This is a genomic window from Amycolatopsis sp. NPDC026612, from assembly GCF_040638285.1.
Classification (GTDB): Bacteria; Actinomycetota; Actinomycetes; order Mycobacteriales; family Pseudonocardiaceae; genus Amycolatopsis.
In genome coordinates, this window is record NZ_JBEZYB010000040.1 from 40,832 (window position 1) to 53,666 (window position 12,835).

General features: G+C 69.8%; 15 protein-coding genes. 9 read left to right on the plus strand and 6 right to left on the minus strand.

Going from position 1 to position 12,835, the window contains the following annotated elements:
• Window positions 1-162 precede the first annotated feature (162 nt).
• The 6 genes from AB0F15_RS29270 (at window position 163) to AB0F15_RS29295 (ending at window position 5,891) form a co-directional block, all read left to right on the plus strand.
• Window positions 163-450, plus strand: coding sequence for a hypothetical protein (locus AB0F15_RS29270; RefSeq protein ID WP_003054488.1), 288 nt, complete (start codon window positions 163-165; stop codon window positions 448-450).
• Window positions 447-1,271 carry a hypothetical protein gene (locus AB0F15_RS29275; RefSeq protein ID WP_360277023.1) on the plus strand — a complete coding sequence of 275 codons (825 nt, stop codon included), beginning with the start codon at window positions 447-449 and terminating at the stop codon, window positions 1,269-1,271. Before AB0F15_RS29270 ends, AB0F15_RS29275 begins: the two co-directional genes overlap by 4 nt.
• Window positions 1,272-1,323: 52 nt before the next feature.
• Complete coding sequence (locus tag AB0F15_RS29280; RefSeq protein WP_360277026.1) at window positions 1,324-3,240, plus strand: fumarate reductase/succinate dehydrogenase flavoprotein subunit; 1,917 nt, start codon at window positions 1,324-1,326, stop codon at window positions 3,238-3,240.
• The gene (locus AB0F15_RS29285) at window positions 3,237-3,989 is read left to right on the plus strand and encodes a succinate dehydrogenase/fumarate reductase iron-sulfur subunit (protein ID WP_360277029.1); all 753 of its coding nucleotides are present in this window, start codon (window positions 3,237-3,239) and stop codon (window positions 3,987-3,989) included. Before AB0F15_RS29280 ends, AB0F15_RS29285 begins: the two co-directional genes overlap by 4 nt.
• 265 nt (window positions 3,990-4,254) lie before the next feature.
• On the plus strand, window positions 4,255-4,779 hold the full coding sequence (locus tag AB0F15_RS29290; protein WP_360277031.1) for a GNAT family N-acetyltransferase: 525 nt from the start codon (window positions 4,255-4,257) through the stop codon (window positions 4,777-4,779).
• Window positions 4,776-5,891 carry an amidohydrolase family protein gene (locus AB0F15_RS29295; RefSeq protein ID WP_360277034.1) on the plus strand — a complete coding sequence of 372 codons (1,116 nt, stop codon included), beginning with the start codon at window positions 4,776-4,778 and terminating at the stop codon, window positions 5,889-5,891. Before AB0F15_RS29290 ends, AB0F15_RS29295 begins: the two co-directional genes overlap by 4 nt.
• On the opposite strand, the gene AB0F15_RS29300 is transcribed toward AB0F15_RS29295, so the two are convergent.
• Together AB0F15_RS29300 and AB0F15_RS29305 are read right to left on the minus strand one after the other, a co-directional pair.
• Entirely contained in the window at window positions 5,875-6,057 is a 183-nt protein-coding gene (locus AB0F15_RS29300) for a DUF397 domain-containing protein (protein WP_360277037.1), read from the minus strand. The two genes, AB0F15_RS29295 and AB0F15_RS29300, sit on opposite strands and share 17 nt — an antisense overlap.
• A 3-nt stretch (window positions 6,058-6,060) precedes the next feature.
• A complete protein-coding gene (locus AB0F15_RS29305) occupies window positions 6,061-6,912 on the minus strand; it encodes a helix-turn-helix transcriptional regulator (protein ID WP_360277039.1) in 852 nt (283 codons plus the stop codon).
• Window positions 6,913-7,084: 172 nt separating this feature from the next.
• Between AB0F15_RS29305 and AB0F15_RS29310 the strand changes: the two genes are divergently transcribed.
• Genes AB0F15_RS29310 through AB0F15_RS29320 form a run of 3 tightly spaced genes read left to right on the plus strand, consistent with a single transcriptional unit; the run spans window position 7,085 to window position 9,459 of the window.
• The gene (locus AB0F15_RS29310; RefSeq protein WP_360277042.1) at window positions 7,085-8,128 is read left to right on the plus strand and encodes a DUF4037 domain-containing protein; all 1,044 of its coding nucleotides are present in this window, start codon (window positions 7,085-7,087) and stop codon (window positions 8,126-8,128) included.
• Complete coding sequence (locus AB0F15_RS29315; RefSeq protein ID WP_360277044.1) at window positions 8,121-8,789, plus strand: YoaK family protein; 669 nt, start codon at window positions 8,121-8,123, stop codon at window positions 8,787-8,789. The genes AB0F15_RS29310 and AB0F15_RS29315 overlap by 8 nt, the downstream gene beginning before the upstream one ends.
• Before the next feature lie 52 nt (window positions 8,790-8,841).
• Entirely contained in the window at window positions 8,842-9,459 is a 618-nt protein-coding gene (locus tag AB0F15_RS29320) for a hypothetical protein (protein WP_360277047.1), read from the plus strand.
• On the opposite strand, the gene AB0F15_RS29325 is transcribed toward AB0F15_RS29320, so the two are convergent.
• The 4 genes from AB0F15_RS29325 to AB0F15_RS29340 all read right to left on the minus strand — a co-directional run bounded on the left by AB0F15_RS29325 (window position 9,456) and on the right by AB0F15_RS29340 (window position 12,797).
• Window positions 9,456-10,193, minus strand: a complete 738-nt coding sequence (locus tag AB0F15_RS29325) for an SDR family oxidoreductase (RefSeq protein ID WP_360277049.1) — start codon at window positions 10,191-10,193, stop codon at window positions 9,456-9,458. The two genes, AB0F15_RS29320 and AB0F15_RS29325, sit on opposite strands and share 4 nt — an antisense overlap.
• Window positions 10,194-10,268: 75 nt before the next feature.
• Window positions 10,269-11,129, minus strand: coding sequence for an amino acid ABC transporter permease (locus tag AB0F15_RS29330; protein WP_360277052.1), 861 nt, complete (start codon window positions 11,127-11,129; stop codon window positions 10,269-10,271).
• Window positions 11,126-11,773, minus strand: a complete 648-nt coding sequence (locus tag AB0F15_RS29335; protein WP_360277055.1) for an amino acid ABC transporter permease — start codon at window positions 11,771-11,773, stop codon at window positions 11,126-11,128. The genes AB0F15_RS29330 and AB0F15_RS29335 overlap by 4 nt, the downstream gene beginning before the upstream one ends.
• Window positions 11,774-11,870: 97 nt before the next feature.
• Window positions 11,871-12,797, minus strand: coding sequence for a glutamate ABC transporter substrate-binding protein (locus AB0F15_RS29340; RefSeq protein WP_360277058.1), 927 nt, complete (start codon window positions 12,795-12,797; stop codon window positions 11,871-11,873).
• Window positions 12,798-12,835: the final 38 nt, after the last annotated feature.

A 12,835-nucleotide genomic window follows, 5' to 3' on the forward strand; every position in this document is an offset into this window, starting at 1 on the left:
CCGAATCAAAATCGATTCAGAAGATCGACCCGCGTGACCCCGATCACCCCCGGAACCGTTAGTGTGCTAGTTGTCACACTGCACGACGCGCGGCAAAGCCGTACCGGGGCGAGCACCGCCCGGCCCGGTTCCCTGCAGCCCCACCCCGCCCCGGGAGGCATGATGTCCACCTCCGAAATCGCCGAGCTGCGGCGAACCATCGGCCAGCTCCGGCAGTGCGTCGGCGCACTGCGCTCCCGCTACGGCGACGCGTCGGCCGTGCGCCGGCTCGCCAACGACGTCGAGCGCCTCGACATCGACACCGCGGACCTCGACGGCGTGCCCCTCGCGGTGCCCGCCCAGGCGAAGGCCGCGGAGCGCGTCCCCGTCCCCGACACCCCCTACGACCCGGCGCTCTGGCACGGCGCCGATGACGAAGGCGTCGGCGGCTACAAGCGCGACCAGCGGTGAGCGCTCCCGCTGACAACGGCGTCGGCACCGGCGTCCGGGCCCCGAAACGGGCCAGGATCGCCGAGCGCACCCTCCGCACGGACCGGTGGTGGCTCCAGCCGCTGCTGACCGTGCTGGGACTGTCGGCGTTCATCATCTACGCGACGGTCCGGTCGTTCGTGCGCACCGCGTACTGGGTGCCCGACTACCACTACCTGACGCCGTTCTATTCGCCGTGCCTGTCCACTTCCTGCGTCGAGGGCTCGAGCCACTTCGGCCACTGGTTCGGCGACCTGCCCGGGTTCATCCCGCTCGGCTTCGTGGTCCTGCCGTTCCTGCTCGGGTTCCGCCTGACCTGCTACTACTACCGCAAGGCCTACTACCGCTCGGTGTGGTTCTCCCCGCCCGCCTGCGCCGTCGCGGAACCGCACGCCAAGTACACCGGCGAGACGCGGCTGCCGCTGATCATCCAGAACGTCCACCGCTACTTCTTCTACGTGGCGCTGATCGTCTCGCTGGTCAACACCTACGACGCGATCACGGCGTTCCACGGCAAGACCGGCGGTTTCGGCTTCGGGCTGGGCAACATCATCCTGCTCGCCAACGTGATCCTGCTCTGGGCCTACACGCTTTCCTGCCACTCCTGCCGGCACGTGACCGGTGGCAGGCTGAAGCACTTCTCCAAGCACCCGGTGCGCTACTGGATCTGGACGCAGGTCACGAAGCTCAACACCCGCCACATGACGCTGGCCTGGACGACGCTCGGCACGCTGGTGCTGACCGACTTCTACGTCATGCTCGTGGCCAGTGGCGCGATCGCGGACCTGAGATTCGTGAACTAGCCTTTCCCGCTCCCCACAACGACGTCCCCCAGCTCCGAGGTGGAATTCTTTTATGACCGAGGTCGAACGGCACAGCTACGACGTGGTGGTGATCGGTGCCGGAGGCGCCGGTCTGCGCGCCGTGATCGAAGCCCGCGAACGCGGCTTCCGCGTCGCTGTCGTGTGCAAGTCCCTGTTCGGCAAGGCGCACACGGTGATGGCCGAGGGCGGGTGCGCGGCCTCGATGGGCAACGCGAACTCGAACGACAACTGGCAGGTCCACTTCCGCGACACCATGCGCGGCGGGAAGTTCCTCAACAACTGGCGGATGGCCGAACTGCACGCCAAGGAGGCGCCGGACCGCGTCTGGGAGCTCGAGACGTACGGCGCGCTGTTCGACCGCACCGCCGACGGCCGGATCAGCCAGCGCAACTTCGGCGGGCACACCTACCCGCGGCTGGCGCACGTCGGTGACCGCACCGGCCTCGAGCTCATCCGCACGATGCAGCAGAAGATCGTCTCGCTGCAGCAGGAGGACTTCGCCGAGACCGGGGACTACGAGGCGAAGATCAAGGTCTTCGCCGAGTGCACGGTCACCGAGCTGCTCACCACCGACGGGAAGATCGCCGGCGCGTTCGGCTACTGGCGCGAGAGCGGGCGGTTCGTCCTGTTCGAGGCGCCCGCGGTCGTGCTCGCCACCGGCGGCATCGGCAAGTCGTTCAAGGTGACGTCGAACTCGTGGGAGTACACCGGGGACGGCCACGCCCTGGCCCTGCGGGCGGGCGCGAAGCTGATCAACATGGAATTCGTCCAGTTCCACCCGACCGGGATGGTCTGGCCGCCGAGCGTCAAGGGCATCCTCGTCACCGAGGGCGTGCGCGGCGACGGCGGCGTGCTCAAGAACTCCGACGGCAAGCGGTTCATGTTCGAGTACGTGCCCGACGTGTTCAAGGGCCAGTACGCCGAAAGCGAAGAGGAAGCCGACCGCTGGTACTCCGACCAGGAGAGCAACCGGCGCACGCCGGACCTGCTGCCCCGCGACGAGGTGGCCCGCGCGATCAACTCCGAGGTCAAGGAGGGTCGCGGCTCCCCGCACGGCGGCGTCTTCCTCGACATCGCCAGCCGGCTGCCGGCCGAGGAGATCCGCAAGCGGCTGCCGTCGATGTACCACCAGTTCAAGGAGCTGGCGGACGTCGACATCACGGCGGAGCCGATGGAGGTCGGCCCGACCTGCCACTACGTCATGGGTGGTATCGAGGTCGACCCGGACACGGCCGCGGCGAGCGTGCCCGGCCTGTTCGCGGCCGGCGAGTGCTCGGGCGGCATGCACGGGTCCAACCGGCTCGGCGGCAACTCGCTGTCCGACCTGCTGGTGTTCGGCCGCCGCGCCGGGCTCGGCGCGGCCGAGTACGTGCACGGCCTCGACGGCAGGCCCGCCGTCGACGAGTCCGATGTGGACGCTGCGGCGAAGATGGCGCTGGCGCCGTTCGACCCGCCCGCCGACGGCTCCGGGGAGAACCCGTACACCCTGCACACCGAGCTGCAGCAGTCGATGAACGACCTGGTCGGCATCATCCGCAAGGCCGAGGAGGTCGAGCAGGCGCTGGTGAAGCTGGGCGAGCTGCGGCAGCGGATCCTGCGCGTCACCGTGGAAGGGCACCGGCAGTTCAACCCCGGCTGGCACCTCGCGATCGACCTGCGCAACATGCTGATGGTCAGCGAATGCGTCGCGAAGGCGGCGCTGATGCGGACCGAGAGCCGCGGCGGGCACACGCGGGACGACTTCCCGGGGCTGGACGCCGAGTGGCGCCACAAGCTCCTCGTGTGCGCGTCGTCGCCGGGTGAGAACCCGGTGGTGCCGGACATCGACGTGACGGTGAAGGAGCAGGTGCCGCTGCGGCAGGACCTGCTGGAGCTGTTCGAGTTCGGCGAACTCGGGAAGTACTACACCGACGGCGAGCTCGAGGCGCACCCCGGGAGCAAGGCATGACCTACAAGGCGAGTTTCCGCGTCTGGCGCGGCGACGACACCGGCGGCGAGCTGCAGGACTTCACCGTGGAGGTGAACGAGGGCGAGGTCGTCCTCGACATCATCCACCGGCTGCAGGCCACGCAGGCGTCGGACCTCGCCGTGCGGTGGAACTGCAAGGCCGGCAAGTGCGGCTCGTGTTCGGCGGAGATCAACGGCCGCCCGCGGCTGCTGTGCATGACGCGGATGTCGACGTTCACCGAGGAAGAAGTGATCACCGTGACGCCGATGCGGACGTTCCCGGTGATCCGCGACCTCGTCACCGACGTGTCGTTCAACTACACGAAGGCGCGGGAGATCCCGTCGTTCACCCCGCCGGCGGACCTGAAGCCGGGCGAGTACCGGATGCAGCAGGTGGACGTCGAGCGCTCGCAGGAGTTCCGCAAGTGCATCGAGTGCTTCCTGTGCCAGAACACCTGCCACGTGGTGCGGGACCACGAGGAGAACAAGGAGGCCTTCGCCGGGCCGCGGTACCTGATGCGCATCGCCGAACTGGAGATGCACCCGCTCGACGTCGCGGACCGCCGGGACGCGGCGCAGGACGAGCACGGCCTCGGGTACTGCAACATCACCAAGTGCTGCAGCGAGGTCTGCCCGGAAGGCATCCACATCACCGACAACGCGCTGATCCCGATGAAGGAGCGCGTCGCGGACCGCAAGTACGACCCGATCGTGTGGCTGGGCAACAAGCTCTTCCGCCGGGACAAGTGAGGTCCCCCACCTGGCATGGTGGGGGTATGGCGCAAGTCGGCGAATCCGCGCGACTTGCCGCTGGCCGCTGAAGCCAACTCGCCGCCCGCAGCAGCCAACTCGCCGGGAACGCGGACGTGTTGGCGTCCCGGGGTGGTGAGTTGGCCGGTCCGGGCGGTGAGTTGGCTGCTGCGGGCGGTGGTTCGGTCGCACGCGAGGGCTTGAATTCGCCAGCCACGCCCGCGGACCGCGACTTTGCCGGGCCCTGACCTGGCATGGTGGGGGCATGGAGATCGAGGTGCTGCCGCCGTCCGCCGGAGCCGCGGTGATCGAGCGGGTGACCGGGTTGGTCAACCAGGTCTACGCCGAGTCCGAGAAAGGGCTGTGGCAGGGGAACGCCGACCGCACCTCCGCGGACGAAGTGGCCGGATTCGTGACGGCCGGGGAGATCGCCGTCGCTTTCGTGGCCGGGGATGTCGCCGGGTCGGTGCGGATCCGGCGGCTCGACGAGGCGACCGGGGAGTTCGGCATGCTCGCCGCCGATCCGGCGCGCCGGGGGCTCGGCATCGGACGGGCGCTCGTGCGGTTCGCCGAGCGAGTGAGCCGGGACGCGGGGTGCCGGGAGGTGCAGCTCGAACTGCTCGTGCCGCGGACGTGGACGCATCCGTCGAAGCAGTTCCTGGCGGAGTGGTACGGACGGCTCGGCTACCGCGTGACGCACCACGCCGACCTCGCCGAGGACTACCCGCACCTCGTGCCGTCGCTGGCCACGCCGTGCGACTTCCGCATCTACCGCAAGGACCTCCGGTGACGGTGCTCGCCGGGGCGCGGGTCTTCGACCCCGAAACCGGGGAGACCGCCCGCGCGGACGTCCGGCTGGAGGGTGACCGGATCGCCGAAGTGGGTCCGGGTCTCGATGGTGAGCGGGTCGACTGCTCGGGTGGGCTGCTGATCCCCGGGCTCGTCGACTGTCATGTGCACGTTGCCTTTCCGCGGCCGGAGCTGTTGCCGCGCAGCACGCGGATCCTCGAAGCCGTGCCGGTGTTGCGCGGCCTGCTGGCGCGCGGGATCACCACCGTCCGGGACGCCTGGGGTGCCGACGCCGGGTTCAAGCACGCCCTGCGCGAAGGCTGGATCACCGGGCCCGATCTGCTGATCAGCCTGCGTCAGCTGAGCCCGACCGGCGGGCTCGGCGACAGCTGGGAGCCGCCCGCGGGCACCGTTGACACCTTCGGTGACCCGGCGCTGCCGGACCCGCTGTTCGACGGGCCGGACGCGGCGCGCGCGGCTGTCCGCCGGATGGTGCGCGCGGGTGCCGACTGGATCAAGGTTGGTGCCGACGGGGCCATGTGGGCGGTGCGCGAGGGGACCGATGTCCGCCCGGCCGACGACGAGCTCGCCGCGCTGGTCGACGAGGCCCGCCGCTGCGGCCGGGACGTACTGGCCCACGCACACACGTCCGCCGCGGTCGTCTCGGCCGCCCGTGCCGGGGCGCGCAGCATCGAGCACGGCACGTTCCTCGACGACGACGCCGTGGCCGCGCTGGAGAACGCCTGGTACGTGCCGACGCTCTCGCCGATCAGCGACAGCGAGTTCGCCGCGACACACCGCCGTTCGCTTCGCCTCGCGATGGAAGCGGGGATCCGCATCGCCGCGGGTTCGGACCTCGCCCCGCGGCCCCATGTCGACTTGACGACCGAGCTGCGGCTGCTGGCCGCGGTGCTCGGCGAGGCGGCCGCCCTGAAGGCGGCCACCTCCGAAGCGGCTCGTCTGCTCCGCCTCGACGACGACCGCGGCCGCATCGAACCCGGCTTGCGTGCCGACCTGGTGCTGCTGGACGGCACGGACCTCGACGTGACAGACCTGCCCGGGCGGATCCGGGCGGTCTGGCACGACGGGAGACGCGTCAGCGCAGCGAGCTGAGCAGTGCGCCCCACGCGGGGTGGGGGACGGTCAGGTGCCCGGCAGCGGGCGCCTTCGAGTCGCGGACCGCGGTGATCCCGGTGTCGAGCGCAACTTCGACGCAGGTGCTGTGTTCGGTGTCGGCATCGCTGTGACTGCTCTTGAACCACATCAGTTCGCTTGCCATCGGTTACTCCTTCATGTGTTCGAACTCATCCGCCAGCCGGATGAGCAGTTCCCTGGATTGTCGCTCGGAAAGAGCGGCTTGTTCCAGCCGCGTGGCGAGGACGTAGAACGCCTCGACCGCGACCCGATCGTCGATGAACAGGCCGGCCGCATAGGTTTCCTCGTAGACGACCGGCGGGTGTTCGGGAAACTCCATGACGGTGAACCGGCTGCCCACGAGGTGGTAGGGGAGCGCGGACGCCGGCAGGATCCGGATGGTGCAGTGCGGCAGGTTGGTCGACAGCAACAGGTATTGCAGCTGCTCGTGCATCAGCGCCGGACCACCGACGACGGTCCGCAGGCTGTGCTCGTAGATGAAGTACTGGCAGCGCGGCGGATTCCGCCGCTGCAGGAGCTGCTGCCGGTCGATCCGTGCCTGCACGAGGATTTTGAGGCGGTCCGCGGTGTAGCGCCCGGTCAGTTCGTGCAGCTCGGTGACGTAGTCTTCGGTCTGCAGCATGCCGGGGATGGCTGTCGGGCTGTGCGAGATGATCGTGTCGGCGAGGTTCTCCTGGATGATGAGCGATTTCATCGGATCGACGAGCTTGTCGAAGTAGGGCCGCACCCAGTACAGGTCGCCGGGCGGCTGGGTCAGTTCGAGGAGCCGCGCGCGTTCGCCTGCCTTGGTGCCGCAGTGGGCGAGGTAGATCGCCGCGTCGACCGGCGAGATGCGGCGGCCGTTCTCCCAGGCCGACACCTTCGACGCCGACCAGTCCGCGCGGCGGGCCACCTCGCGGAGGGTCATCCGTTTCAGCTCGCGCTGGCTCTTGAGCTCGAAGGCCATTTCCCGCGTGCGCACCGTGCTTCTTTCGGTCATGCTCCGCACGGTAGAGGGGAGCTCCGACAAAACGGGGCATGCCGCGCACGGATTCACCGCAAGGAGGTCGCTGTTCTGCCTGTGTGACAACGGAATCCGTCCGCGAAGCGCTACGAAGCAGCTTCGCATAATGAAGTGCGCTTCGCGCTTTCGCCCGGCACAATACGAGCCTATGGAATTCGTCCCCGGAATCGAACTGGCCCGGCGCTTCCACGCCGAAGCGGTCCGGCCGATCCTGCGCCGCGAGCTTCCCCGCCTCCGGTACACCGCCGCGCTCGTCGGCTACGGCTCCGAAGTACTGGGCTTCGACTCGCCGCGCTCCACCGACCACAACTGGGGACCGCGGCTGCTGCTGTTCGCCGACGACCGCGGCGAACGGATCCCCGGGATCCTCGCCGACCACCTGCCCCGCACGTTCCTCGGGTATCCGACGCATTTCGTCACCGACGAGGAGGGCACCCGGCACCTCGCTCCGACGACCGGCCGTCCCGACCACGGCGTCGTCGTCGCGGCGCTTGGGGACTGGATGCGCGGCGCGCTCGGCTTCGACCCCCGGCGGCCGACGCTCGCGGACTGGCTCGCGACCCCCACCCAGATCTTCGCCGAGTTCACCGGCGGCGCGGTCTTCCACGACGATCTCGGTCTCGAAACCCTGCGGCGGAACGTGGCCTGGTACCCGGACGACGTCTGGCGGTACGTCCTCGCGTGTCAATGGCAGCGCATCGGCCAGGAGGAAGCGTTCGTCGGCCGCTGCGGGGAAGCCGGGGACGAACTGGGGTCGGCGGTCGTCGCCGCGCGGCTCGTCCGGGACCTGATGCGGCTGTGCCTGCTCATGGCGCGCCGCTATCCGCCGTACAGCAAGTGGCTCGGCAGCGCCTTCGCCCGGCTGTCCGTCGCCGCCGGGCTGGCTCCGCACTTCACCGGGGCCCTCGCGTCGACGGCCTGGCGGGACCGCGAGCGGCACCTCGGGGCGGCGTACGAGCGCGTCGCCGAGCTGCACAACGAGCTGGGCCTCACCGAGGCCGTGGATCCGCGGACCAGCGGCTACCACGACCGGCCGTTCCAGGTGATCCACGCCGGCCGCTTCGTGACGCCGTTGCTCGCGGGTTCGCCGCTGCGGGCCCCGATCGGGGCGATCGACCAGTTCGTCGACAGCACGGACGCGCTCGGGGACCGCGCGCTCACCCGCGCGGTGGTTGACTGCCTGCATGGCTGACCCGGAACCGCGGCACCTCGCCGCCCTGCTGCTGACGCTGACCGTCGTCACCGGGATCGTCGACGCGGTCAGCTTCCTCGGCCTCGGCCGGGTGTTCGTGGCCAACATGACCGGCAACGTCGTGTTCCTCGGCTTCGCGGCGGCGGGGGAGACGACGCTGTCGGTGCTCGCGTCGCTGACCGCCGTGCTCGCGTTCCTGGCGGGCGCCTTGGCCGGCGGCCGTCTCGCCCGGCGCGAAGACGACTACGACGCCCTGCGGCAGGCGACCGCGGTGCAGGCGGCGCTGATCGCGGTAGCGGTCGTCCTGGCGGCGGCGCTGGGCGCCACCACGCGGCTGGGCGGTGAGCTGCTGATCGTCGTGCTCGGCTTGGCGATGGGCCTGCAGAACGCGGCGGTCCGCCGCATCGGCGCACCCGACCTGACGACGACGGTCCTGACCATGACGCTGACCGGCTTCGCGGCGGATTCGAAGGCCGCCGGCGGCCCGGGCTCGCACCCGCTGCGGAAGGTCGCCGCGGTGGGGGCGATGCTCGTGGGAGCGTTCGCGGGCGGGCTGCTGCACCTGCACGTCGCGATGTGGGTCGCGCTCACGCTCGCCCTCGTGCTGGTCCTCGGTGTGCTGACGGCGCTCCATCGCCCCCGGCGGAAGGCCGCCCGATGACGGGCCGACGAACGGAACGGCACCATCCCCTTCTTCCCGAAGCAGGCAGGACATGACAGACGGATTCGTGCGGCTGTACCGGCGCGACTGGTCACCGGAGCAGGCGCGCCGGCGAGTGGACTCGCTGGCGGCGGCGGGGATGGTGCTGCGCCATCCCCGCACCGGCCGGATCACCGCGATCAGCGGCGAGTGGGAGACCTGCGGCGAGCAGGTCGAGATGGACCGGGACAGCCTGCCGGCCGCCATGGCCGGGCTGGGGGAGAAGCAGTTCACCTTCCAGTACTGGATGACCGACGACGAGGACGCCGACGTCGTCTGCACGCTGAGCCGGGTCGGCGCGGACGTGGTCGTCGAGGACTACGGCCTCGACGGCTTCGGCGGCCCGATCTGGCGGAAGGGGGAAAACACGGTGATCCGCCGGGTGCTGGCCGAGTTCCGGGCGACCGGGCCGTCCGCGATCGGGCTGGTCGTCGACCGGTGGGGCCCCTCGCTCGACACCGACCTCGACGACATCGTGACCGGCGGCCCCACGCCGGTGTCGATCACACCGGAACTGATGGTGCTGCAGCCCGAGATCGCCCGCCGGAATTTCGAGCCCGGAAAATTGGTTCCGTTCGGCGGCTTCCTCGCCCGCGACACGGACGGGATCCTCGCCCTGGCACCGTCCTAACCGAGCGCGCGGCCGCCGTCGACCAGGAGGCGCTGGCCCGTGACGAACCCCGCCTCTTCCGACGCGAAGAAGCTCACCGCCGCGGCCACGTCCTCCGGGGTGCCCAGGCGGCCCGCCGGGACAGAAGCCCGGTACTCCTCCCGCTCGGCCGCCGGGACGTCCGCGTGCCGCTCCACCGGGATGAACCCCGGGGCCACCGTGTTGACCGTGATGCCGTCCGGGGCCAGTTCGCGCGCCCACGCGCGGGACAGGCCGATCTGCGCGCTCTTGGCCGTCGCGTAGGCGGAGCGGCCGGGTGGCGGGCGGTCGGCGACCTCCGAGTCGACGTGCACGATGCGGCCGTGGCCGCGGGCGCGCATCCCCGGCAGCACCGCGTGCCCGAGCAGCACCGGCGACCGCACGAAGAAGTCGAGCTGCGCCAGGTGCTCCGGCCAGTCCACCGCCGCCAGCGGCGCTTCCGGCTGCGGACCGGTGGCGTTGAGCACCAGCACCCCGATCGGGCCGAGCAGCGCCGTGACGGCGTCGACCAGCTCGCCGACCTGACGCCGGTCGGTCACGTCCGCGGCGAACGCCGCGGCGCGGCCTCCTTCGGCGAGGATGCCTTCCGCGGCCGTCTTCAGGCCCTCGTCGTCGTGGAGGCCGTTGACCGCGACGGCGAACCCGTCGCGGGCGAGCCTCCTGGCGATCACCCGGCCCAAGCCGCGTGAACTGCCGGTCACCAGTGCGACACCCATACCCCCGACGCTAGGGGAGACCCCCGGACACGACAAGGCCCCCGGGACGCGTCCCGGGGGCCTCGAACGGGTGACTCAGGCCGAAGCGGCCACGAGCTCGTCGGTCGCGGCGGGCGGTACGGCCACGACCTTCTTGTTGCGCCGGTTGCGCCGCTCCAGGTACGTCGCCAGCGCCGTCAGCAGCAGGCACATCACGACGTAGATGGCGGTCGCCACGATCGTCGACGGCACGATCGGCCGCCCGAACGTGCCCTGCGAACCGATGTAGCGGGCGTAGTACAGCAGCTCCTGGTAGGTGATGATGAAGCCGAGCGCGGTGTCCTTCAGCAGGACGACGAGCTGGCTGATGATCGTCGGCAGCATCGCCCGGATCGCCTGCGGCAGCAGGACCAGGAACATCACCTGCGTCTTGCGCATGCCCAGCGCGTACGCGGCTTCACTCTGGCCCTTCGGCAGCGACTGGATGCCCGCGCGGAAGACCTCGGCGAGCACCGAGCCGTTGTACAGCGTCAGGCCGAGGACCACGCCGAGGAACGGGCTCGTCGGCACGCCGGCGGTCGGCAGGCCGAAGTAGAACAGGAACATCAGGATCAGCGCCGGGATGGCGCGGAAGAACTCGACGACGAACCCGGCGATCCCGCGGATCCAGGCGTGGTCGGACAACCGGCCGGCCGCGAAGATCGCGCCGAAGATCAGCGCCAGCACGGCCGCGGCGGCGAACGCCTGCAGCGTCGACAGCACCGCGTTGGCCAGGTCACGCTGCACCTGCGCGTACTGCAGCCACTCCCACTTGCGGGCGGTGAACTGGCCGCTGTCGTAGAAGCGCCACCCGATGTAGCCGAGGAACGCGAGGACCACGACCGCGCCGAGCACCGCGTAGGTGCGGTAGCGCAGCCGGGCCTTCGGCCCCGGGACGTCGAACAGGACGTTGGTCATCGGGCCACGCTCCAGCGCTTCTCCAGGCTGCGTTGGACGAACGACAGCACGGCGACCAGGATGATGAAGCCGAGCGCGACCCACAGCAGGCCGACCAGCTGGTTCTCCCCGCGTTCGGACAGGTACGAGCGGATCGCGCCGGCCTCCGCGACGGAGAAACCGGCGGCGATGGTGGTGTTCTTCAGCAGCGCGATCAGGGTGCTGATCAGCGGCGGGACGACCGATCGCAGCGCCTGCGGCAGCACGACCTGGCCGAGGATCTGGGTGAAGGTCAGCCCCAGCGCCCGGCCCGCCTCGGCCTGGCCGACCGGCACGGTGTTGATGCCCGAGCGCACGACCTCGCAGATGAACGCCGAGGTGTACACGGTCAGGGCGGTCACCGCGGCCGGGAAGTAGTCGAGCTTGACGATGTCCAGCAGCGGGTACGCGAACACGAAGAACGCGAACACCAGGGTGAGCGGCGTGTTCCGGGCGATCGTCACGTACGCCGTGCCGACGGCGCGGAAGACGGGGACCGGGCTCACCCGCAGCATGGCCAGGATCGTGCCCCAGACCAGGGCGCCGACGGCCGAGAGCAGGAACAGTTCGATCGTGGTGAGGAAGAACGGACCGAACAGGTCCAGGTTGTTGAGCAGGACGTCCATGGAGCCTTCCCCGCGTCCGTTTGCCAGAGGTGGTCAGGTGGTGGATGGAGAAGGCCGGTGGACCGGGAATCCCGATCCACCGGCCGTCACGCGAACGTCAGTACTTCTCGAGGGTCGGGACCTTGGCTTCCGAGCCCGACTTGCCGAGGGTGGCGTCGTAGATCTTCTTCCACGTGCCGTCGTCGATCGCCTTCTGCAGGATGTCGTTGACCTTGTCGCGCAGCACCTTGTCGTCCTTGTTGAGGCCGATGCCGTACTTCTCGGTCGAGAACGTCTTGCCGACGACCTTCAGGTTGTCCGGGTCCTGCGCGGCGTAGCCCTTCAGGATCGCGTCGTCGGTCGTGACCGCGTCGACGTCCTTCGACAGCAGCTTCTCGACGCACTGCGAGTACTTCTGGAACTCGACGATGTTGTTCGGCTCGGTCAGGTTCTGCGAGCGGACCTTCTGGATCGGGGTCGAGCCGGTGACCGAGCAGACCTTCTTGCCCTTGAGGGTCTCCGGGCCGGTGATCGAGCTGTCGTCCTTGCGGACGAGCAGGTCCTGGCCCGCGACGAAGTACGGGCCGGCGAACGAGACGAGCGCCTTGCGCTTGTCGGTGATCGAGTACGTGCCGACGTAGTAGTTCACGTCGCCGTTCGCGATCGTCTGCTCACGCGCACCCGAGTCGACCGTGCGGAAGGTGATCTTCTCCGGGTCGAAGCCGAGACCGGCCGAGACGAGCTTCGCGATCTCGATGTCGAAGCCGCCGAACTTGCCCGTCGTCGGGTCCTTCAGGCCGAGGTTCGGCTGGTCGTCCTTGGCGCCGACGGTCAGCGCGCCGGCCGACTTCATCTTCGCGAACACCGGCGAACCCGGCAGGTCGACGCCGGTCGCGACCGGGTAGGACAACGCCGCGGGGGCGTTCGTGCCGGTCTGGCCGCCCGAGCCCGGCGTGGCCGGCGTGCCTTCCTTGCCGCAGGCGGTCAGCGTGGTCAGCGCCAGACCACCGGCGAGCAGTCCCACCGCGAGGGTGCGGATCCTCATGTGAATCTCTCCTGTGTGTCGTCACCCGGGCGCCGTCG

Excerpts from the sequence above, each read along its gene's own strand:
- AB0F15_RS29310 (WP_360277042.1), top strand. The coding sequence starts at position 7,085 with ATGGAATTCGTCCCCGGAATCGAACTGGCCCGGCGCTTCCACGCCGAA.
- AB0F15_RS29325 (WP_360277049.1), bottom strand. The coding sequence starts at position 10,193 with ATGGGTGTCGCACTGGTGACCGGCAGTTCACGCGGCTTGGGCCGGGTG.
- AB0F15_RS29335 (WP_360277055.1), bottom strand. The coding sequence starts at position 11,773 with ATGGACGTCCTGCTCAACAACCTGGACCTGTTCGGTCCGTTCTTCCTC.
- AB0F15_RS29320 (WP_360277047.1), top strand. The coding sequence starts at position 8,842 with ATGACAGACGGATTCGTGCGGCTGTACCGGCGCGACTGGTCACCGGAG.
- AB0F15_RS29315 (WP_360277044.1), top strand. The coding sequence starts at position 8,121 with ATGGCTGACCCGGAACCGCGGCACCTCGCCGCCCTGCTGCTGACGCTG.
- AB0F15_RS29340 (WP_360277058.1), bottom strand. The coding sequence starts at position 12,797 with ATGAGGATCCGCACCCTCGCGGTGGGACTGCTCGCCGGTGGTCTGGCG.
- AB0F15_RS29330 (WP_360277052.1), bottom strand. The coding sequence starts at position 11,129 with ATGACCAACGTCCTGTTCGACGTCCCGGGGCCGAAGGCCCGGCTGCGC.
- AB0F15_RS29300 (WP_360277037.1), bottom strand. The coding sequence starts at position 6,057 with ATGGCAAGCGAACTGATGTGGTTCAAGAGCAGTCACAGCGATGCCGAC.
- AB0F15_RS29280 (WP_360277026.1), top strand. The coding sequence starts at position 1,324 with ATGACCGAGGTCGAACGGCACAGCTACGACGTGGTGGTGATCGGTGCC.
- AB0F15_RS29290 (WP_360277031.1), top strand. The coding sequence starts at position 4,255 with ATGGAGATCGAGGTGCTGCCGCCGTCCGCCGGAGCCGCGGTGATCGAG.
- AB0F15_RS29270 (WP_003054488.1), top strand. The coding sequence starts at position 163 with ATGTCCACCTCCGAAATCGCCGAGCTGCGGCGAACCATCGGCCAGCTC.
- AB0F15_RS29305 (WP_360277039.1), bottom strand. The coding sequence starts at position 6,912 with ATGACCGAAAGAAGCACGGTGCGCACGCGGGAAATGGCCTTCGAGCTC.
- AB0F15_RS29285 (WP_360277029.1), top strand. The coding sequence starts at position 3,237 with ATGACCTACAAGGCGAGTTTCCGCGTCTGGCGCGGCGACGACACCGGC.